At 51.6% G+C, this 20121-nt stretch carries 21 protein-coding genes; 4 read left to right on the forward strand and 17 right to left on the reverse strand.

Annotation, left to right across the window (positions count from 1 at the left end; all coding sequences use genetic code 11):
- Positions 1–128: 128 nt before the first annotated feature.
- From WDY75_RS27485 to WDY75_RS27525, 9 genes are all read right to left on the reverse strand, one after another.
- Positions 129–1070: a GNAT family N-acetyltransferase gene (locus tag WDY75_RS27485; RefSeq protein ID WP_006208015.1), complete on the reverse strand. Its 942-nt coding sequence runs from the start codon at positions 1068–1070 to the stop codon at positions 129–131.
- Between the two features lie 122 nt (positions 1071–1192).
- Positions 1193–1336, reverse strand: coding sequence for a hypothetical protein (locus WDY75_RS27490; protein WP_162158349.1), 144 nt, complete (start codon positions 1334–1336; stop codon positions 1193–1195).
- A gap of 155 nt (positions 1337–1491) precedes the next feature.
- Entirely contained in the window at positions 1492–2289 is a 798-nt protein-coding gene (locus WDY75_RS27495) for a DUF817 domain-containing protein (protein ID WP_006208013.1), read from the reverse strand.
- Positions 2290–2593: 304 nt separating this feature from the next.
- Positions 2594–4021 carry an MDR family MFS transporter gene (locus WDY75_RS27500; RefSeq protein WP_231887991.1) on the reverse strand — a complete coding sequence of 476 codons (1428 nt, stop codon included), beginning with the start codon at positions 4019–4021 and terminating at the stop codon, positions 2594–2596.
- Positions 4022–4103: 82 nt separating this feature from the next.
- Positions 4104–4511, reverse strand: a complete 408-nt coding sequence (locus WDY75_RS27505; RefSeq protein ID WP_253806042.1) for a MarR family winged helix-turn-helix transcriptional regulator — start codon at positions 4509–4511, stop codon at positions 4104–4106.
- Between the two features lie 259 nt (positions 4512–4770).
- Positions 4771–5538: an AAA family ATPase gene (locus WDY75_RS27510; RefSeq protein ID WP_063478500.1), complete on the reverse strand. Its 768-nt coding sequence runs from the start codon at positions 5536–5538 to the stop codon at positions 4771–4773.
- A 180-nt stretch (positions 5539–5718) separates the two neighbouring features.
- Positions 5719–6309, reverse strand: a complete 591-nt coding sequence (locus tag WDY75_RS27515) for an AAA family ATPase (RefSeq protein ID WP_036643755.1) — start codon at positions 6307–6309, stop codon at positions 5719–5721.
- 53 nt (positions 6310–6362) lie between these two features.
- On the reverse strand, positions 6363–6908 hold the full coding sequence (gene ssuE, locus WDY75_RS27520; protein WP_006208007.1) for an NADPH-dependent FMN reductase: 546 nt from the start codon (positions 6906–6908) through the stop codon (positions 6363–6365).
- Between the two features lie 325 nt (positions 6909–7233).
- Complete coding sequence (locus tag WDY75_RS27525; RefSeq protein ID WP_006208006.1) at positions 7234–8049, reverse strand: VanW family protein; 816 nt, start codon at positions 8047–8049, stop codon at positions 7234–7236.
- Positions 8050–8263: 214 nt separating this feature from the next.
- On the opposite strand from WDY75_RS27525, the gene WDY75_RS27530 reads away from it, so the two are divergent.
- Together WDY75_RS27530 and WDY75_RS27535 are read left to right on the forward strand one after the other, a co-directional pair.
- A complete protein-coding gene (locus WDY75_RS27530; protein WP_006208005.1) occupies positions 8264–9172 on the forward strand; it encodes an SDR family oxidoreductase in 909 nt (302 codons plus the stop codon).
- A 27-nt stretch (positions 9173–9199) separates the two neighbouring features.
- Positions 9200–9682, forward strand: a complete 483-nt coding sequence (locus WDY75_RS27535; protein WP_006208004.1) for a hypothetical protein — start codon at positions 9200–9202, stop codon at positions 9680–9682.
- A 50-nt stretch (positions 9683–9732) separates the two neighbouring features.
- On the opposite strand, the gene WDY75_RS27540 is transcribed toward WDY75_RS27535, so the two are convergent.
- Both WDY75_RS27540 and WDY75_RS27545 read right to left on the reverse strand, forming a co-directional pair.
- Positions 9733–11481: a bifunctional ADP-dependent NAD(P)H-hydrate dehydratase/NAD(P)H-hydrate epimerase gene (locus WDY75_RS27540; RefSeq protein WP_063478499.1), complete on the reverse strand. Its 1749-nt coding sequence runs from the start codon at positions 11479–11481 to the stop codon at positions 9733–9735.
- Positions 11482–11553: 72 nt separating this feature from the next.
- Positions 11554–12186 carry an NAD(P)-dependent oxidoreductase gene (locus tag WDY75_RS27545; protein WP_036643763.1) on the reverse strand — a complete coding sequence of 211 codons (633 nt, stop codon included), beginning with the start codon at positions 12184–12186 and terminating at the stop codon, positions 11554–11556.
- A 341-nt stretch (positions 12187–12527) separates the two neighbouring features.
- Between WDY75_RS27545 and WDY75_RS27550 the strand changes: the two genes are divergently transcribed.
- Entirely contained in the window at positions 12528–13424 is an 897-nt protein-coding gene (locus WDY75_RS27550) for a hypothetical protein (RefSeq protein ID WP_063478498.1), read from the forward strand.
- 393 nt (positions 13425–13817) lie between these two features.
- Here WDY75_RS27550 and WDY75_RS27555 read toward each other — a convergent pair whose 3' ends face one another.
- Positions 13818–14570 carry a MerR family transcriptional regulator gene (locus tag WDY75_RS27555; protein WP_036643767.1) on the reverse strand — a complete coding sequence of 251 codons (753 nt, stop codon included), beginning with the start codon at positions 14568–14570 and terminating at the stop codon, positions 13818–13820.
- A 23-nt stretch (positions 14571–14593) separates the two neighbouring features.
- Entirely contained in the window at positions 14594–15577 is a 984-nt protein-coding gene (locus tag WDY75_RS27560) for an alpha/beta fold hydrolase (RefSeq protein ID WP_063478497.1), read from the reverse strand.
- 148 nt (positions 15578–15725) lie between these two features.
- On the opposite strand from WDY75_RS27560, the gene WDY75_RS27565 reads away from it, so the two are divergent.
- On the forward strand, positions 15726–16637 hold the full coding sequence (locus WDY75_RS27565; RefSeq protein WP_063478496.1) for a hypothetical protein: 912 nt from the start codon (positions 15726–15728) through the stop codon (positions 16635–16637).
- Positions 16638–16895: 258 nt separating this feature from the next.
- On the opposite strand, the gene WDY75_RS27570 is transcribed toward WDY75_RS27565, so the two are convergent.
- From WDY75_RS27570 to WDY75_RS27585, 4 genes are all read right to left on the reverse strand, one after another.
- On the reverse strand, positions 16896–17117 hold the full coding sequence (locus WDY75_RS27570; protein WP_006207997.1) for a YezD family protein: 222 nt from the start codon (positions 17115–17117) through the stop codon (positions 16896–16898).
- Positions 17118–17264: 147 nt separating this feature from the next.
- The gene (gene cysW / locus WDY75_RS27575; protein WP_036643770.1) at positions 17265–18131 is read right to left on the reverse strand and encodes a sulfate ABC transporter permease subunit CysW; all 867 of its coding nucleotides are present in this window, start codon (positions 18129–18131) and stop codon (positions 17265–17267) included.
- A 15-nt stretch (positions 18132–18146) separates the two neighbouring features.
- Complete coding sequence (gene cysT / locus WDY75_RS27580; protein WP_006207995.1) at positions 18147–18995, reverse strand: sulfate ABC transporter permease subunit CysT; 849 nt, start codon at positions 18993–18995, stop codon at positions 18147–18149.
- A 37-nt stretch (positions 18996–19032) separates the two neighbouring features.
- A complete protein-coding gene (locus WDY75_RS27585) occupies positions 19033–20112 on the reverse strand; it encodes a sulfate ABC transporter substrate-binding protein (RefSeq protein WP_006207994.1) in 1080 nt (359 codons plus the stop codon).
- Positions 20113–20121 lie beyond the last annotated feature (9 nt).

Genomic DNA, 20121 nt, shown 5'->3' on the forward strand with positions numbered 1-20121 from the left:
TCAAAAAAACTCCTTCAACAAACACAAACCTCCGCGATATTCCTGCCAGGAATATCACGGAGGTTTTTTTAACGCGCTTGGATCGGCTGCATTCCAATCATCATCTTATCATCTTGCTATCTAGCGGGTTACCACTTGGCTGCCCATACCTCGATTTCTACCTGAATGGACGGCATCGCAAGTGCCGGCACGTAGGCCATCGTCATGGCCGGCGCCTTTCCGCCATGGAACTTTTCCCACACCTGATGGAAGTGAACCCAGTCCACCTGCTGTGCTGCCCAAATATTGATTTTGACGATATGATCCGCCGAGAGTGCTTCTGCTGCCAACAGGCGCTGAATGTTCGCCAAGGTATTCTCGACTTGTTCCTTCATATCATCCGGCAATCCCCCCTCCATATCGGTTCCCACCTGCCCGGACAAGACCAGCAGCTCGGCTCCCTTCGGAACCTTGGTAACATGGGTATAAGGCCCGATTGGCGGAGCGATGACAGAGGGATTGTACCGCTGAACTTGGGACTGAGACCGGTGATCCTCTTCATTCAGAATAGCCAGCGTCTGATGGTCCTCCCACTGTCCGTTGATGTTTACATTTTTTCTGGCAATGCCTTCCTGATGGAATCCGGCTTTACACAGCACTTTAATCGATCCCAGGTTATGCGGCATTACCCCCGCCTCAATCCGGTGGAACTTCAATTCCTGAAAAGCATGCTTCACCACCAGCTGAACGGCCTCCGTCATATAACCCTTTCCATTATGGCGTTGGTCCAGGAAATAACCGATCCAGCAGCTCTGCAGATTCCACCGCACCACTTCGGTCAGCATGATCTCCCCGATAACCTCTTCGGTGTCTCGCAGCCCAATCACATAGAGATATCCCTGATCCCCTTTACTTGATTCCAGGGCTTCTTGAATCCGTTCCAGCTGTCCCTGGCGGGTATAGAAGGCTTCTTCTCTTAAACCCGTGAACCGTTGAAAAAAATCCCGATTCTCCACCTCGAGTTTCAGCAGCGCATCCGCATCCGATTCCTCTACTGGCTTTACATAAATCTGTTTTCCTTGCAATAACATGGCGTACCTCTCCTCTACCGGAAAAATGAAAAACACAAAAACACCACAGAGCTCCTGTGGTGTGCATGCCGATCTATGCAGCCACAGGTAAGCGACCTGTGGTGTTTAATTCCACTGCATCCTCATTCGAACAACCGAATGGAAGGATCCTTGATCGCTGAATATCCGATTATGGACATACTTCTCCCGTCCTCGGATAGATCAAAGAAAACAGCGGTGGAGCATCCCATGCCTTTGGACAAAGACGCCAACGATCTTTTTTTCATGTGAACACCCCTCCGTTCCATCTCATGTTGTTCCTATATTCCAATCCTCTATATTCAGAACATACTCGTTCTCATCCTGCATCTTCAACGTAAGTCTATAGTTAACCATAGTTACCCGTGTTCTGCAAGCAGGATCCAATATCAACGGAGCCGCCTCACATGACCGTTCCCTTGGGATTGTCCTTGGACGGCCCTCTGCCCAGCTTAAGGTGCTTCAACTGAGCCACGATGATGACACTGATCACCACCAGCAGGAACCACGAGCTGATTTTGCCGATATGCACCAGACTCCATGTCCGCTCCTGACCCGGATAGGTCCAGGCCCCAAGGAAGGTTGAAATATTCTCCGCAATCCAGATGAAGAATCCAATCAGCAGAAACGACAGCACCAGTGGCATCCGCAGTGTTTTGCCGTCAACGTCAAAGTACACCACCGTTCTGCCGAACACCACGAATAATAGCGCCGTAAGGAGCCAACGGGCATCCCATACATAATGATGGGTGAAGAAATTGGCATAGATCGCGGCGCTCAGCAGTACGGTGAGCACAGGCAGCGGCCAGCCGGTAATACGCAGATTCATTCGCCGCCAAGCCTGACAGATATAACTCGCAACACTTGCATACATAAAGCCGCTGTACAGCGGCACCCCGCCGATTTTACTCCAGGCTTCCTCAGGGTAAGACCACGACCCCATATGGACCTTATACAGCTCCAGCATCAGGCCGATGACGTGAAAGACACAGATCACCTTCAGCTCATCCCACGTCTCCAGTTTACTGACAAGCATCCCGATTTGAGCCAGCACACATATAAGAAGAATGAGATCATAACGCGGGATTCCTGGAATTTCAATGATTTTGCTCAATGCGAGCGCTCCAAATATGATAACCGGAAAAATACAGGACAACGCCTGCTGATAACCGAATACCCATAACTTTCGTATAAAATCCATAAGTCCCTCCTGCATAGCAGCACATTACGTTCACCCTACCACAGACCCTGATTTGAATAAAAGAACAGCATTGTCATAATTGACCCAGGTTATCCTCGATAAAAAGTAAAAGAGAGAGCAGCACCTTCTGCTGCTCTCTCTCCGTTCGATATCGTTCCAGACTATTTGTATTCGCGTGTCAGCACCCTCATGCAATACAACGCATAATCGTTTAATCGCTTGATTTATTTAGAAATCATTTGCCATAGGTCATGCTTTAGCGATCGGATGAATGACCTTCCTCAAATACCCGATACCGGCGTGGTCAGACTGCGACATGCTGAACCGGTTTTTTCTTTTTGACTCGTAACAAAAATGTAAGAGGTATGGCCACGACAGCCACCATCGTCCCGATCAGAAATACGTCATCGATGCCCATCGTGGTGGCAACGCCCTTGGTCGTGGCACCCGCTCCCATATAGTATGAGGTTCTGGATACCACCAGCGCACTGAAAATGCCGATGGACAACGAGGCAAGCCCTTGACGAGCCCAATTCGTTATGGATGACGCATGGCCCGAATATTCACTGGACACCGCACTCATCGCTGCATTCGTTAACGGCATATTACACAGCGCGATACCGAGACAGCGGATCAATTGCAGCAGTGAAATGTACAGCACCGAAGTATGAGTGCCGATTCCGCTGAAGGCCAGGGTGGCGGCCACAATGATCAGGACACCTGTAATCACCAGCCGAAACGGACCGATCCGATCATAAAATTTGCCGATAATCGGCGAGGCAGCCGCCATGACAATCGCTCCCGGCAGCATGATCAGCCCCGTATCCATTGGAGACAGCTTCAGCACAGTCTGCAAATACAGCGGCACCAGAAGCGTTCCGGTATAAAGCGATATCGTCACAATACAGTTCAGCATTAAGCTGTACCGAAACCGTGGAAACTTGAATACCTTGAGCTGCAGCAGCGGGGATTTGACGCGCAGCTCCCACCAAACAAAGAACAACAGCAGCAAGATGCCGGAGAGGAGCAAAGACAGCGTCTTCCAGGAGCCCCATCCCCAGTCATTGCCGTGACTGAACGAGAGCAGGAGCAGGGAACTGCCCAGCACCACGGTCAAGAACCCGAGGAAATCAAACGTCTTTTTCTCCGTCAGTCTGTAGAAGGGTATGAATTTACTTACGATGACGATAGATATCAGGCCAATGGGAATATTCAGAACAAAGATCGATTTCCAGCCAAAATATTGAACCAGCCAACCTCCCAGGGTTGGTCCGATAACGGGTGCCAGCATGGAGGCAAGGCTCCACAGCCCCATCGCATAGGCCTGCCGCTCACGCGGGAATACCTGATAAATAATCGTCATCGTAATCGGGATGATCATCCCCCCGAATACGCCTTGCGTAATCCTGAACGCAATCAGGGTCTGGATATTCCAGGCGACAACGCATAGCAGCGACGATAGGGTAAAACCTATCAAAGCAAAAATGAACAGCCTTTTATAACTGAGCTGGTCCCCCATATAGCCTACGATGGGAGCCACAATTCCGGTTGCGAGCAGGTAGCCGGCCATCAGCCACTGGGTGGTGCTCAGCGTAGCATCGAACTGCTCCATCACAACCGGGAAAGCCACATTAATCGTGGTAATGCTCAGCACGGCCAGAAAATTGCCGAAAAACACAGCGCTCATAATAAGCCAAAATGAAGATTTCTCTTGTGTCTCTTGTGTATTCACATGAAGCCTCCTAAAACAAAATAAACCCGCCCAGGTCTGGTTAACAGAGCGGAGGCGGGATACGAGAGCATCGACTTGAACGTTATGGAAATAATTTTTTGCCCAGCAATCGCAGCAAAATATACAGATGATCCGCCTCATCCTGATCCATCTGCTTGAAGGATTCCATGACGGCATAATCCCCCTCGCTGCGAGCATCAAGCACAAGCTGCCGGCCAGTCTCCGTAAAATTGACATAGTGGCTTCGTCCGTCGCTCGGATTGGGCGTTCGAGCCACCAGCCCCCGTTGCTCCAACGCATCCACCAAATACGTAATCGTCGCAGCTTTAAGCTCCATATGCTCAGCCAGTCGATTGGGAAGCCATGGCCCCTGCTGCTCAATCAAACTTAAGATCTTATACTGATTCATCGTCAAATCGTTCTTTCTCAGATGACTTAGAAAAGATACGACCCGATGCCTCGTCATTTTATCCGACAACTCACGATACATGTCCATGAGTCTCTCAACGCTTGCTTCTCTTTCGTTCTCCAGAGCATTTCACCTCGGTTCTTATTTTAGTTCAACAATTCTAAGTTGTAAACACCATTTTCATGATTTTCATTCCTTAACATCCTTAAATATAGATGATATTCGCTTAATTACTTAGAAAATTCAAAGTTTATTTCTCATGTTTGAAGTGGATTTCTTCCGAGAAAAAAGGGCGCCTCCGATCCATAAGATCTTACGGCACCCCTTGCTGTTATGTTAGCTATTCCTCATCGTCTGCAAACAATTCGCGAAGCATCGCTCCCCGATTGTTAACAAATTCCTTCGTGATCATATAATGGTCCGTTTCTTCCAGGCTCGATTCCTCCACCCCGTCGGAGGTCAGCTTGTATATAATGGAATCCGGATAAGCCATGACGATAGGGGAATGGGTGGAAATAATAAACTGCGAATCCTTCTGCACCAGATCGTAAATCCGCCTCAGCAGCGCTAACTGACGGAACGGGGACAGCGCCGCTTCCGGCTCGTCCATAATATAGAGCCCGTTTCCCCAAAAGCGATGCAAAAAGGTGGCAAAAAACGATTCACCATGTGACTGCTGATGGAGCGATTTGCCGCCGTAGGAATCTTTAATGGGAGGGCCGATGCTCTCTTCGGCATCCAACCGGTCGATATTTGTCGCGACGTTATAATAACTCTCCGCCCGGAAGAAAAACCCGTCACGCGGTTTCCGCGCGCCCCGGACGGTTCGAATATATTCGTGCAGCTTGGAATGGGTCTCCTCGGTCGAGAATGAGAAATTTATCGTCCCCCCTTCCGGATTAAATCCGAGTGCCGTCGCAATCGCTTCCAGCAGCGTCGATTTCCCCATGCCGTTCTCCCCGACGATATAAGTAACCTTCGGATGAAAATCCAGCCCGTCCAAGCCCGCTACAGCCGGCAGATTAAAAGGATATTCATGAAATGAAGGAATCCGCTCCCTCATCAGCTCAACACTTCTCAGATAGGCAAGCATAATCGAACGATCCAACCCTTTCCCTCCTTGGTCTCCATAAGCAATTCCTGGATCTACTATATAACATTCCTGCCTCTGTTCCAATTCGGAGCGCGGTTGCTTGCCGCTACCCTTGCAGCCACAAAAAAAGCGCGCTATCACAGACAACGGATGGGAGCCTGTGACGGCGCGCTTCTTCTATATATGCCAAGCGAACTATTCGCGAACGATAAATTGATAGAGATCCTCGACCTTCTCTTCCGTTAAATCTCCACTGTTATCAAACACCTTGATTGATGCTTGCGGAATATCCCAGTTCACTTCCGGAACAAATTCGACGCGCTTCTTAAAGTCGTCCCAGTGATCAAGCTTCCACTGATCCCGCTCGGTCCGTCTGTCAATGATCCGCTCCTTCTGCAAATCCATATCCTGAAGCGCAACCACAATGACCTTCACATCCACATCCTTCTTCGTTAACCCCGCAGACGTAATAACCTCTTCGATCCATTCGCGGTTTTTGAGCTCGGCGGTAAACGGAGAAATCATGAACACGTTCTGTCCTGCATTCAAGTTCTCGATGCAAATATCCTTGGTTGTATCATACTCCAGATCACGCAGATTCTCTTTATAGAAAGAAGAGTCCCGATCGTTTGGATCATGGCCGTTACTTTCAAGGAACTTTTCAACAAAGCGTCCTCCAACCGTATCACGGTCGAGAAATGCAGCCGGCATGCGGACTGCCAGCTTTTTGGCTACTGTAGTTTTACCTGTACCTGCTACCCCAACAAAAAACACCAACTTTTGCAAAATGATACCCCTCCATATCCTATCTCCCCGGTTCTAATTCCTGACCATTATAACTAAACGCGTTCTGTCCGATAACGGGTTTCTTCAATAAGCTCCTCCATCGCGGAGGCCAGGCGTTCCTGCAGCACTTCCGCTACATCGAATCCGCCTTCCTCGGTACGGGCTACCTGAGCATCCACTGCATACACCCCGCCCAGAATATGCCGGGCACCGATGGATGAAAGCACCGGCTTCAGTGAATAGTCAATCGCCAGCAGATGTGCAAGACTGCCGCCAATGAACATCGGAAGCACAATCTTACCAGCCAAACCTTTTTCCGGAATAAGGTCTAGAAAGGTCTTCAGCACACCCGTGAACGAAGCTTTATAAACCGGACTTGCCACAATCACGGCATCCGCTTCGGCCACAAGACCGTTCGCTTTGACAATATGCTCGCTCTCAAACTTCGTATGAATCAAATCCTCCGGCGGCAGTCCCGCCACGTCGATCCGGCTTACTTGGAAATGGGCAGCAGCGAGCGCTTGCTCCGCTATATCCATAACCGCATTCAAGCGGGATCCGACTGTAGGACTCCCGTTAATGATAACAGCTTTCGCCATAACAATTCACCTCGGCTAACCTTATAATGTCATCCTTATCCGTTCCATAAAACAGCTATTAATCTCAGAAAAAAAAGACTTCACATGGTACTGCAAAGTCTTCTGGTGATTGGCTTGCTTGATCCGACTTTAACAGATATAAATCAGGGCAACTTGTCAGAATTAATATCATCGTATCAATGTGTCCGCGCTTTTGTCAATGCAGCAGGGAACGGTCGGAAAAACAAACCGCAGAGATGGCAGTAACCAGTGATAACGAATGAGGGAGATAGCCTGCTTGTGGATCCGATTGATGAACATACGTATCGATCGCTCAATGGGCAGATCAGGATGTAACGGTCCCCTTCTCAGGAAGCAGCGGCGAATACATCATAAGCGCATGATTCTCCGTGATCCACTCATCATGAATCAGCTCGCCTTCCCTGCTGAACACCTTGCGCCCGATGACATTATGCCTCGCATATCCGCCCCACGCTTCCTGGGTTATGCGATGATCTCGTTCATAAACTTCATAGCTATAGAGCGGGACGGCGGTGGAGCGCCATTCTCCAATCAGTGCCTCCTCTGACACATGTACCGCCAGCTGGTAGGTGTCGCTGGTTGGATTATAGATCTGAAGGTCCAAATAATTATAGGCACACGTAGCTCCGCTGCCAAACGGTTGGGTCCGATTCGAATCCGGAAAAACATCGTAGCTGTGCCGATGCCGCTCCCTCACTTCAAGCGGGGTGTGCAGGGTCATCCAGTAGATAAGGTTGGAGAGTTGGCACAGCCCTCCGCCCACACCGGCCTTAAAACCTCCATAAAACAAAACCATGCCGTCTACATACCCTTTCCTGCGGGTCGGACGTCCAATGGTCCTCCAATAGGACAGCGTCTCTCCCGGTCGGATCAGAAGTCCGTCCAAATGACGAACGGCAAGACGCAGGTTGATCGCCTTATTATGCTGATACCACATATCAACATTCTTCAACTGGCGTTTTAGCGGAGTTTGGTGCCCGAATACCGAATAGTCCAATGGCGCTGAAGCATGAGTACGCGCGAGTTTACTACTGCTCTTCATCCATTCCCAATAACGCCGGCAGGTAAAATACTGCTTGCCTGCCCATAAGCGGAATTTTGACCGTTTGACGGGTTTCATCAGGTGACCGTCCTCCCTTGGGTCATTCGATTTAAATTTTGGAAATATTTTACCACACTGCAACCAAAAGATCGTGTGAAAATTGGCAGGAGCTCCTCAGGCATACGATCTTTCTCCTATTTCGGCCGTAAACGGCACCCGGGACTGGGCGAATGCATAGAGATAAGTAATGCATCATCAATCCATGTCATTGATATACCAGAGGAGGAATGAAATGAAGCCCCAGCAGCCCATTCCATATGTAGGCTCCAAAACCGAATGCAAGGAGCAGCCGATCGCCTTCCCTCCCCAGCATCAAAACTGCCAGCCTGGTTTAGAGAGCCTGATGTCGCCGCGCCCGATCAGTGAGGACCCCGCCTACCGGGGCAGCGGTAAGCTGGATGGCAAAGTCGCCATTGTAACCGGGGGCGACAGCGGCATCGGCAAAGCGACGGCCATTGCTTTTGCCAAGGAAGGTGCCGATCTGGTCATTCCATACTTATATGAGACCTCGGATGCCGAAGTCACTAAACAACGAATCGAATCGCTTGGCAGACGCTGTCTTCTGATGAAAATCGATCTGCGGTACAAAAAGAACTGCGAGACCGTGGTTAGCGAGACATTAGCCTGCTTTGGCAAGGTGGATGTGCTTGTGAACAACCATGCCGTTCAATATGTACAGCACAGCATTTTGGATATTACGGAAGAACAGCTGTATCACACCTATCAAAGTAATATCTTTCCTTTTTTCTTCATGATTCAAGCCGCCCTGCCTCACATGAAATCCGGAGCCTCTATCATTAATACGGCCTCCATTACCGCTTATGAAGGATTTAAGGAGCTTATCGATTATTCCTCAACCAAAGGCGCCATCGTCTCCCTGACTCGATCCCTGGCCCTTTCGCTAGTGGATCAAGGCATCCGCGTCAATTCCGTCGCTCCGGGCTCAGTATGGACACCGCTCATACCTTCCAGCTTCTCTGCTGACGAGGTTGCCGTATTCGGAACGAATTCACCGATGAAGCGGGCCGCACAGCCCTATGAGTTGGCACCAGCCTATGTCTACCTGGCTTCGTCCATCACCTCCTCTTTTGTCACGGGTCAGGCCATTCACGTAAACGGCGGAGAGATGGTCACCAGCTAGTATGGATTCAGCAGGACGTTCGTGGAAATGAATATCAAGCAGAGGATGTGTATCATGAATACCGGTATTCCCAGACGGTCCGGCCGTATGGACATGGGGTTTTACGCGTTAAACAAGCTGGCAAGCGCCGGCATTGCCGTGTTATTGCTGAGCCTGCTCGACTGGGTGTGGCCTTCCAGCGCTGAAAGGGCCTCGGCATGGTTAGGACTTTACATGCCGCAGGAGCACTGGGTATACGGATATGCGTTGACGGCCTCTCTCGCGGCCGACGCTATCCTCTCGTTCCTGCCCACACTGCATAAAGGCAAACAAGCCGCCGTGTACGGAGCGGTCGGATTTCTGTTCTTCGCCCTGTTTACGGGCGGCAATCCGGAACATCTGTGGATCCGCGCAGCAGCTGGAACGCTTACACTTCTCCTATTCTTGTGGGGGAAGCATGCCTTCTCCAGCCAATCCCTGGCCACCCCTTTCTTTGCGTTGGCCGTCCCCGTGCTGTGCTGGGTGATCTGATCCGTCGTTTTTAACAAGAAGAAGGGCCTTCTGATGAAGGCCCTTTTAGTTCAAAGCATATCAATGACATCCCCGGCGATGACCGATGCGGGATGTCCCCGGTGCCGTGCGGCCCACTCACCGGCACGGCCATGCAGCCACACACCGAGCGCGGCTGCAGACGGACCGGCATAACCTTGCGCCAGCAGGCTGGCAATGATGCCGGTGAGCACGTCCCCGGTACCTCCGGTCGCCATGCCGGAGGTACCGGTTGTGTTGATGTAAGCCTGTCCGTCCGGCGAAGCCACGACGGTACGCGCCCCCTTGAGCACGAGGGTAACCCCGTGCTCGGCAGCAAACCCTGTAGCAGCACCGATCCGGTCCTGCTGCAGCTCCGCGGTCGGCGTGCCCAGCAGCCGGGACATTTCCCCCGGATGCGGAGTCAGCACCGTGGCCGCGGAACGCGGTCTCCAGGCGCTGAAATCGCCGGACGATGACAGCATATTAAGCGCGTCGGCATCCACCACCAGCGGTCCTTCCCACGCTTCCCACAGTCGCCGAAGCCATCTGGAGTCGCCGTCAAAGCGGCCGAGTCCAGGACCTACAGCCAGCACGTCCCGGGTCTTGGCGAGCTCCAGCACCCGCCCAGCGGAGGCTTCGTTCCAGTTGCCTCCACTCTCTTCATCTGTTGCCGGAGCGAGCATGATTTCCGGTGCAGCTCCGCTTAGCGGCAGCACCAGGCTTGCGGGCAGCGCCCAGGTCACGAGGCCGCAGCCCGCGCGAAGGGCCGCACGTGAAGCGAGCAAACCTGCGCCGCTCATCGTGCGGCTGCCGCCTACGGTCAGCACATGACCGTAGGTGCCTTTATGTCCTTCCGCCGTGCGATAACGCGTGACATCCGCATCCAGCTCCGTCCGAAGGACCTGCGGAGTGAGCAGGTGCGTGCGGACGCCCTGCTCCCGGCACAGCGATGCAGGGATGCCGATGGAGCGCACCACCACCCGGCCTGCCGACTCGGCGCCGGGGTACTGCACCAAGCCTCGCTTCAGGAAAGCGAGGCACACCGTCACCGCCGCCGAGATGCACGGCTCATGCCGCGCGCCGGTATCGGCGTCCAGTCCGCTCGGAATATCCGCGGACACGACCGGCAGGCCGCTGTCATTGGCGGCCTGGATCAACGCGGCGTAAGCGCCGCGGGGCGCGCCCGACGCGCCCGTGCCGAGCAGCGCGTCCACGATGCCGGTGAACGCGCCGTAGTCCACGGCGGCACGGCCGTGGACCAGAGCCGGGATGCCGAGCGCTGCCGCGGCATCCCGCTGCACCGCCGCCTCGCCAGTAAGCGAGGACGGCTCGGCGGCGTAGAGCAGCGTGACGCGTACGCCGGCGTCACGCAAGTGCCGGGCGGCGACCACGCCATCGCCGCCGTTATGGCCCTTGCCCACCAGAATGAGCCAGTGCTCCTGCGCAGAAAGCGCGGTGGGCAATCGCACGTCTCCGTCTAGGACAGGCGACGGACGGCTCATCTCCAGGGCAAGATCATTCGCGGCAAAAGGGGGGCCCATAGCAGTCGAATGCTCCGTTAAGGCTTCGCCTCGCTCCTGTCCGCTTGCCTGCGCAGGCGCGGAGGCAGTTCCGGCTGCTCCGCTCGTTCCGGAAGATGGTAAGCCGTTCCTTCTTCCCCGCTCGCTCAGGCATAACTTCAAGACTTCCTCTGCGATCGCCTTGCCTGCATTTTCCATAAGTGCTGCCGCCGGAATACCGATCCTATGGATCACATGGTTGTCCAATGCCCTCATCTGTTCAGACGTCACAACATACATCCAAGCTCTCCCCTTTGCTTCGATATACCTTACACCCTTGCGGCAATGACTGAGGCTGCATCTCCATTACAACTAATAAGCAACGGTAAAACGGGACTTTACAAACTGGGGGTCATCCAGCTCATCGATTATCGCAACGGCGTAATCCTCGACCGAAATCCGGCTGCTACCGCTCTCATCCGTCACCAGGCGGTCCATGCCAATCCGAAACTGTCCGGTTCGTCTTCCCGGCTCGATGATGGCTGCCGGACTGACATAAGTCCACTCCAAATCACATTCCTTATAGATCTCGTAAGCATCCGCATGCGCGCGGGCGAGCGGTCGGATCTCCTCCGGAAATTCAGGTGTATCCATAAGAGGCACCCCGCTGTCCGCAATAAGACTTCCTGCACCCCCAGCAATCAGCAGACGGGATACGCCGCCGCGTCTCGTTCCCTCCACAATAGTGCGCGCAGCAGCAAGGAGTTCCTCTTCCTGCCCGAATTTGGGACCAAATGCGCTGATCACGGCGTCATGACCTTGAATAGCCTTCTCCAGTGATGAAGGATCCATCACGTCGGCCTCCGCTTTCTTCAACCGTTCATGCTCCGTATCCATCCGATTCGGATTACGCAGCACCGCCGTCACTTCATGACCCCGGCGCAGGGCTTCCTCTGTAATTCGTCTGCCTATCGTTCCACTTGCACCAATGATGGCTATATTCATGTTCATCGCTCCTTAGACTTAAAATTATACTATATCATCCTTCTTCATAAGCGGCATCTATTCTACAGTCCATAGCTTGTCCACCCCCAGCCTTGCTTAGGCAAGACTCTTCTCCTAATTAATTATCCGGTTATGTTCCTCTTCAAACTCCTATTATGCATCTTTACACCCATAATAAAGCCTAAAGACCTATAAAATACGGCAAAAGTAACTCCGATATATACGTAAGTGCTGCATAAATATGAATATAATTCTTTCACAATGACTTTAAGCGCAATCCTTACGTTGCATGCACCTGTCGATTCATGTCGTGTAAGATATCGAAAGGAGAACAACCCTTTATGAAAAAATTTAGTATTCGCTTGCTGACCCTTTGTCTATCCAGCAGTCTCTTGCTGCTTTGCAGTTTCTCCATGTATCCACCCGGCCCGGCCGAAGCCAAAGCCACCCAAAAATCTACCTGGTTCTGGGAAACTCCGCTGATTGAGAATGCTACACCGGAGATTCTGGATTTCGCCTCCGACCAAGGGGTCAATGTACTCTATCTGCAGATGAACCGTGATGTCCGTCCGGAACATTACCGCAAATTCATTCGCCTGGCCGGTCGGCAGGGCATTGAAGTGCATGTCCTTGGCGGTGCGCCGAACTGGGCGCTGGAATCCGAACGCCACCGTCTCGAAACCTTTATCCAGTGGACGGCCGAATATCAGGCTTCTGCTGCCCCGGATGAACGCTTTGCCGGTATTCACGTTGATATCGAGCCCCATGTGCTGGGCGAATGGAAAACCAATTATGATTCGGTCGTGAAGCAATGGCAAAACAACGTTCGCTATCTGGTAAAGGAAGCCCATTCCTTAAACCTGCCGATTGCGGCAGATATGACCTTCTGGCTGCATACCTATAAGCTGCCCGATCAATCCATGACCCTCAGCAGCTGGATGATCCAGCAGTTTGATCAGATCGTCATTATGGCATACCGGGATTCCGCCCAGAACATTTACAACCTGGCGGCTGCCGAATTAGCCGAAGCCGACAAATATGGTAAGGAAGCGCTGGTCGCCGTTGAGACCAAATCGAGCAATGAAGGCAACTACGTTACCTTCTTCGAAGAAGGAACGGCCTTTATGGAAAAAGAGCTGTCCAAGGTCACTGCATTGGCAGGCGGCCACGCTTCGTTCTCGGGAACCGCTGTTCACGAATACAGATCCTGGAAGGAATTGTATGGCTTAAACCGCTAACATTGCAACCCACCATCGTTATCATACGAAAAAAGATGGCGTCTCAAGAGGCTCTTCCTCTGACGCCATCTTTTATGTTCAGTAGAAGGAATGAGTCCCCTCCATCGGGTAGATCCCTGATCAATCTCAAACGGCCAACATGAGAAGCAGTACGTAACCCACTGTCATCTTCGCTCGCTGAAACGGCGCTTTCTTTACCTGCAGTTCCGTGTTCATCCTGACCCCTCCCGCTCTTTCGATGCTACCGTCTTATTCATATACTATATGCGGCACGGTCTCTTATGTTGCCTTGAGGAAAAATTGTTTGCCAAGAAAAAAACGATTAGCCATGCAAACAGTAGCGTACGATTTAGGCTTCCTGCATAAGCAGCATAACCTTGGCTGCAATGCAGCTCATTCACGATCAGGATAGCGCTTCAAGACGTCCTGCAAATATTGTTCTGCTTCCATTACAAGCTGACGTTCTCCCGTGTTCCATTGATCCCGATTTCGATCGACTGCTAAGAAGGCAGCATGAATCCGTTCGTCGCCATATGTCACACGTTGAACCATCCGTTGCCATTCTTGGGCTAAGGTCCTGGCTAAACGGGATTCGATGGGAACCTTTGAGGCCTTATAAGCTGCAGCTTGCAGCGATATTTTTCTGAACGCATTGTAAAAATCCAATGCAGCCTGCTCAGAGTTAAATACTTTTTGAAATAGCCGCGAGTCTTCCTCCGAAAATTGGTATTCTTTCCAAGCCGACATATCGACCTCATTCAACGAACGCATGAGATGGGCTAACAGCTCCCAGGGAACGTTGTAACCTTCTTTCATCATTTCCTTTGCGACATGCAATCCGTCAAGCTTGGCTTGGATACTCTCTTTCTGTGAATAGAGCACCGATTCCTGGTAATCTAGAATGTTCTCGATATCCTGCTCCTCGGTGCCCACGATCAATTGTTCTTTGATCTTTCTTAAAGAGAAACCGATGGCTCTATAGAACATAATCTGTTCAAGTACATACAACTGTTTATCATAATATACCCTATGCCCCAGCTCATCTCGCTCCGCCTTAAGAATCCCTTCATTATCGTAATACTGAATGGTTCGCGGAGTTATTCCCGACAATTGACTGATTTCTTTTACGGAATATTTTTTTCCCATGAACCCAATTCCCTTCCTGTCCCTTACTCGATTTTCGCTAAAAAAGCTTCTATCGTTTCCAGTAACTCTTTAGGGTATTCCCCGTTAATTGCATGCGAGGCATCTTCAAATACGACCATCTCGCTATTAGGGTCTTTCAGGGAATCCATCCCCGTTTGATACGACTTTTCAGCATGGTGCATCGTCGATTGTCCAGCTAAAATTCCGAGCACCGGTATCGTCAGCTCAGCTAGTCGTTCCGGCTTGATGGCTTCCGGCATGGGCAGCTTGCTCTTGAATGTCCGCATACCGGTTTCGATTAATTTGGCGGTCGGGTCGCTGTCATCAACTTCAGCCCCGCCGGATATATAGCTGAGCATTTTCTCCCGGATTGGTTTGGGCACCATGGGCACAGACGCCGGAATGGATACCAGTATCATTTTCAGTGGAATGGGGCCAAACACATAGACAGGGTCCAGCAATATGAGCGAGTGAATCTTCTCATGATGCTTGAGCGCCACATTCGCCGCACTCCACCCGCCGAACGACAGCCCTAATAGGTGGATCTCTGATTCCGGCAGCTGGTCCAGCACTTGCTCTAACCAATCTGCTTGGTCCGCAGCGGTTTCGATCCGTCTGGTTTCTGTGCTTAAACCCGGCTCTCCTATCAAATCAAGGGTATATACAGGCCGGTGTTCTAAAAATCCGCTTAGATTGGCCTCCCACATGGGTGTAGCAGATCCTTTTCCGGGAAGCAGCAACAAGGGTGTTTTATGCGGTGTATCGCTCTCCCGGAACTTGTAGAGCTGCACCACGCCAAAATCGGTATTAACCTTAATCGATTCAACCGGTTCTGGTAATTGATTCATCGCCTCATCATAAGCCGCCGCGTATTCCTTCTGCCCATCCTCTGTAACAAAACCGCTTAACGACCCGTCATCTCTGAATAGAAAGCCTATTACCGTCAGTATAGCTAGTATAGCAATGAGAATGCTACCCAAGATCAACCATCCTTTTTTTCGTTTCAACTCAATCCCCTCCTAAGGTGACTATAGGATATGACGTAACGTTATACGCAACCCCCATGCTCTCCATAGCTGCCTGTTTCAGAATCGGCTTGAATTCCCTTCCTTCTTGTGCAATAGTGAAAGGTAGAATATTGAAGGAGGGATCGGCTTGTCCCTTACGGAATGGATGGTTGATATCTTTGGCTCTCTGAACGCGCTGGTGGCTGTGCTTCTGGCCACAGCGGTATTTTCGGGCCTGTACATATACAGTGCATCCCGTCTCTTGGGTGCACGCAAGGATTCGCTTGCCCGTATTCGTCAGTCCTTGTCCATCTACACCAGGCTTGCGGGACCTCTCGGCACGGTAATCAATCGACCGACTCGAACGGCTATCCCGGAGGATCTCCTCATCCGACTGCTTCAGGAATGCAAATCCGCAGACCTGCTGATTCGGGAACTCCACGAACAGATTGATACCTTTCTAAGCGACCGCGATGAATCCAGGCTGACAACACTGCACAAACTGCTGAATCGCGAAATCGACCGGCTGATGAAGGAACGCGATGAGCTGGTTGGACGTCTTGAGAAACCCGGATGGGGGATGGGACTATGGCTGCTTCTGAAACCTGCCGTACCTGCACTGTCACTGGGAGCTGCGATCCTGTGGACTGCGATTCTCGTCCAGGAGCTCCGTCAGTCCTCTGCCTGGACAAACCCCGAGGTATGGTGTTTATGGCTCTCCAGTATGATTGCAACGATCTCTTTCTACCGTCTGTTGATGGATTCCAGAAGAAGGTCTCATGGCGTTATCTATACCGTACTGCATCTGCTGATTCTCATCTCTGCATTGACTAATTTAATCTGGATTGAGGCCTCTCCTTACGTTCTGGCTACCCAGTGTTTACTGTATCTGGCAGGTTTCCGGGTTACAGCCACGCGACAGCGACGCAAGCGTCCCTACGCAGGTCACCCGGAGCTGATGGAGCAATTCCTGCACCCTGCCGGAGAATATGATCCTCTAATTGACTCAGCTGGTCTAACTGAACCGGAGACCGTCAACAGCCCTTTGCGGTCAAGATAAAACAGAACGATGCAGCACATCCAGCCCGCGCCGATCAATACGGCCGGGCTGTTATTTATAATTCATGATCTTCAGATCGCAAGATTTTACGTAAGTACGGATTAATAATCCACTTTCCTGTGCTTATACAAAAAAAAGAACTTCCAAATTAGTCATGACATGCGCCTATCATCTGCATCGGTTAACACTCCGATGTCTGCTCAATAGGCCGCATTTCATTATATCTGCGGAAGTTCTGTTTCTGCTTATCCTTAGGGATCATCTTGTGTTCGTTCTTCGCTGCTGGCCGGGCGCCCGGGCTGGTCCCGACGTCTTGACCGTGCCGGAGGCCGTATTCTCGAAACGCTTGCGCTCCGTTCGTTCCATCTGGACGATTTGACCCTCATGCACTACGATTTGCAGCGAACCGAATTCCATGTCGTTCAGCAGGCCTGCTATGCGTTCGAGCCACATTTCATCCACCTTTAACGGTTTAGCCATGGATACGCCTCCTTACCGGGCAAAGCCCCAAAATATATACTCATCGACACGACCTGAAATGATGGGTTACACTTGCTTACACTCGTTAATCATTCTTTTCCAACCAACATAGTATGAATTTACATTAGCATGGGTTGGAAAGGACTGTCAATGAGCATTTTTTCGTGTAAACCAATTTTTAAGCAGCAGTGTAACCAGCGCTAATAACAGCAATAATGAGGCGACGGCGAACGATGCCGAAAATTGATACTCGTTATACAAAATTTCGACATGCAGCGGTAAGGTGTTGGTCTCGCCGCGGATATGGCCGGATACAACGGAGACCGCCCCAAACTCGCCCATCGCCCTGGCGTTGCACAGAATAATGCCATACAGCAGCCCCCACTTAATGTTGGGAAGGGTAACCCGCCAGAATATCTGCCAGCCCTTGGCGCCAAGCGTTACGGCTGCCTCCTCCTCCTTCGTCCCCTGCTCCTCCATGAGCGGAATCAGTTCCTTTGCCACAAATGGAAACGTAACGAATAACGTAGCAAGCAAAATGCCAGGTACAGCGAATATAATCTTGATATCATGGGCGCCCAGCCATGGGCCGAACCACCCCTGCCGGCCGAATATGAGCACGAAGATCAGCCCCCCGATGACGGGCGATACCGCGAACGGCAAATCCAGCAGCGTGACAAGCAGATTCTTTCCTTTAAAATGAAACTTCGTTATGGTCCAGGCTGCGATAACGCCAAAAATCGAGTTGAGCGGTACTGCAATTGCCGCTACCAACAATGTCAGCCGAAGTGCGGATAAAGCATCGGGATCGGATAAGGCAGCGATGTATACCTCCCATCCCTTCTTAAACGCCTCGGACATCACGGTAACAAGCGGCAATACGATTAGCCACAGAAGCACAAATCCAGCCAAGCTGATTAATGTCCATTTAACCCACGGTCTCTCCGCTGCTGCCGGAGAGGAGGGGGCGCTGCGTTTCGCTGCAGAAATAGCAGAAGGCACAGTTCCAGCCATTATGTAACCCTCCCCTTAGCGCGCGGTTTTCCGCGACCAATGCTGTAGAATGTTAATGCCCAAGAGCAGTACAAACGAGATGAGCAGCAGAATCAAGGCAACTGCCGTTGCACCGGCGTAATCAAACTGCTCCAGCTTGGTCATGATCAAGAGCGGTGCAATCTCCGTCTTCATAGGCATATTTCCCGATATGAACACCACGGATCCATATTCCCCAATTCCGCGGGCGAAAGCTAATGCAAAACCAGTCAGCAGCGGCGGGATCAGGGTAGGCAGGATTATGGTACGAAAAGTACGCCATCGACCTGCTCCGAGTGTCGCTGCCGCTTCTTCCGTATCCCGCTCCGCATCCTCCAGCACCGGCTGTACCGTCCGTACAACGAACGGTATGCCAATAAACATCAAGGCAAGCGTTATGCCCATGGGCGAGAAAGCCGCCTTGATGCCAAGAGGCTCAAGCAAAGATCCAATCCATCCGTTAGAGGAATAGATCGCAGTCAAGGCAACCCCCGCCACTGCGGTTGGCAGCGCGAAGGGTAAATCGATCAAGGCATCCCACAGTTTTTTACCAGGAAAGTCATACCGCACCAGCACCCATGCCAGCAGCAAACCCAGTAACGTATCGATCAGTGCCGCCATCGCCGCCGTCCCGAGACTCACTCGGTAAGAAGCAAGTACCCTCGGATCACTCGCAACAGACCAGAACTTCTCCCATGTGAGTCCGGTCTGGTTGAGAAGTAATGCAGACAAGGGCACCAGCACTACCAAACTCATATATAACACGGTAAGTCCCATTCCGATTCCAAAACCGGGGAGCACTCTGCGATTACCTCTGCCTTGTCTCTGTACTTGGATCAAAGCCATATCCTCTCATCCCCTTCTGCCTTCGGCTTGATGCCGATCAGCTGCCTGGCACGTAAATCTGATTAAAGATGCCGCCGTCATTGAAATGCTTGGTCTGTGTTTCTTCCCATGTTCCAAATACGTCCTTAAGCGTAAACAATTCGATAGTCGGGAATTTCTCTTTGTACTTGTCGGCTACGCTTGCAAGCGTCGGACGGTAATAGTTCTCAGCCGCAATCGTCTGCCCTTCTTCACTGTACAAATAATTCAAGTAAGCTTCCGCAACTTCACGGGTTCCCCGCTTGTCAACGTTCTTATCCACTACGGCGACCGGCGGTTCTGCCAAAATACTGACCGATGGATTCACGATTTCAAATTTATCCGGCCCGAGCTCGTTGATGGAGAGGTAGGCTTCATTCTCCCAAGCCAGCAGCACATCCCCAATCCCACGCTCAACAAACGTCGTTGTCGCACCACGGGCACCACTGTCGAGCACGGGCACATGGGTAAACAGCTCTTTAACGAATGCCTGCGCTTTCGCTTCATCGTTATTGTTCACTTTCAAGGCATATCCCCACGCCGCGAGATAGTTCCAGCGTGCACCGCCGGAGGTCTGCGGATTCGGCGTAATGACTTCCACGCCGTCCTTGATCAGATCCGGCCAATCCTTGATGCCTTTCGGGTTGCCCTTGCGAACGAGGAATACGATGGTCGAGGTGTAGGGAGCGCTGTTATGCTCAAACTTGCTCTCCCAGCCTTCATTGATCAAGCCTGCCTGACGGATCGCATCGATATCATAACCGAGGGCCAGCGTGACCACATCCGCCTCCAAACCGTCGATGACCGAGCGGCTTTGCTTCCCTGAACCCCCGTGCGATTGCTTGAACGTGACCTTCTGTCCCTGCTCCTTCTCCCAATGGGCTGCGAAGGCTTTGTTGTACTGGTCATATAACTCCCGAGTTGGATCGTAAGAAACATTGAGCAGTTCCACACTTGGCTTGCTGCTTGAACCCGAAGCCGGCGCTTCTCCATCGGCGGTTGCAACTGTCTCTGTTTTCTGTGCACCGCAAGCCGTAAGCGCCGCTGTCAACAGCACTGTCAAACCTACGAGTATCCCTTGCTTCAACACCTTTTTCATATGGATCAC

The sequence above is a fragment of the Paenibacillus glucanolyticus genome (assembly GCF_037333485.1).
GTDB classification, from domain to species: Bacteria; Bacillota; Bacilli; order Paenibacillales; family Paenibacillaceae; genus Paenibacillus_AQ; species Paenibacillus_AQ glucanolyticus.

What these genes read in the sequence shown, in the direction of transcription:
- WDY75_RS27485 (WP_006208015.1), bottom strand. Translation starts at nt 1,070, where the DNA reads ATGTTATTGCAAGGAAAACAGATTTATGTAAAGCCAGTAGAGGAATCG.
- WDY75_RS27490 (WP_162158349.1), bottom strand. Translation starts at nt 1,336, where the DNA reads ATGAAAAAAAGATCGTTGGCGTCTTTGTCCAAAGGCATGGGATGCTCC.
- WDY75_RS27495 (WP_006208013.1), bottom strand. Translation starts at nt 2,289, where the DNA reads ATGGATTTTATACGAAAGTTATGGGTATTCGGTTATCAGCAGGCGTTG.
- WDY75_RS27505 (WP_253806042.1), bottom strand. Translation starts at nt 4,511, where the DNA reads ATGTATCGTGAGTTGTCGGATAAAATGACGAGGCATCGGGTCGTATCT.
- ssuE (WP_006208007.1), bottom strand. Translation starts at nt 6,908, where the DNA reads ATGGCGAAAGCTGTTATCATTAACGGGAGTCCTACAGTCGGATCCCGC.
- WDY75_RS27525 (WP_006208006.1), bottom strand. Translation starts at nt 8,049, where the DNA reads ATGAAACCCGTCAAACGGTCAAAATTCCGCTTATGGGCAGGCAAGCAG.
- WDY75_RS27530 (WP_006208005.1), top strand. Translation starts at nt 8,264, where the DNA reads ATGAAGCCCCAGCAGCCCATTCCATATGTAGGCTCCAAAACCGAATGC.
- WDY75_RS27535 (WP_006208004.1), top strand. Translation starts at nt 9,200, where the DNA reads ATGAATATCAAGCAGAGGATGTGTATCATGAATACCGGTATTCCCAGA.
- WDY75_RS27540 (WP_063478499.1), bottom strand. Translation starts at nt 11,481, where the DNA reads ATGTATGTTGTGACGTCTGAACAGATGAGGGCATTGGACAACCATGTG.
- WDY75_RS27545 (WP_036643763.1), bottom strand. Translation starts at nt 12,186, where the DNA reads ATGAATATAGCCATCATTGGTGCAAGTGGAACGATAGGCAGACGAATT.
- WDY75_RS27550 (WP_063478498.1), top strand. Translation starts at nt 12,528, where the DNA reads ATGAAAAAATTTAGTATTCGCTTGCTGACCCTTTGTCTATCCAGCAGT.
- WDY75_RS27555 (WP_036643767.1), bottom strand. Translation starts at nt 14,570, where the DNA reads ATGGGAAAAAAATATTCCGTAAAAGAAATCAGTCAATTGTCGGGAATA.
- WDY75_RS27570 (WP_006207997.1), bottom strand. Translation starts at nt 17,117, where the DNA reads ATGGCTAAACCGTTAAAGGTGGATGAAATGTGGCTCGAACGCATAGCA.
- cysW (WP_036643770.1), bottom strand. Translation starts at nt 18,131, where the DNA reads ATGGCTGGAACTGTGCCTTCTGCTATTTCTGCAGCGAAACGCAGCGCC.
- cysT (WP_006207995.1), bottom strand. Translation starts at nt 18,995, where the DNA reads ATGGCTTTGATCCAAGTACAGAGACAAGGCAGAGGTAATCGCAGAGTG.
- WDY75_RS27585 (WP_006207994.1), bottom strand. Translation starts at nt 20,112, where the DNA reads ATGAAAAAGGTGTTGAAGCAAGGGATACTCGTAGGTTTGACAGTGCTG.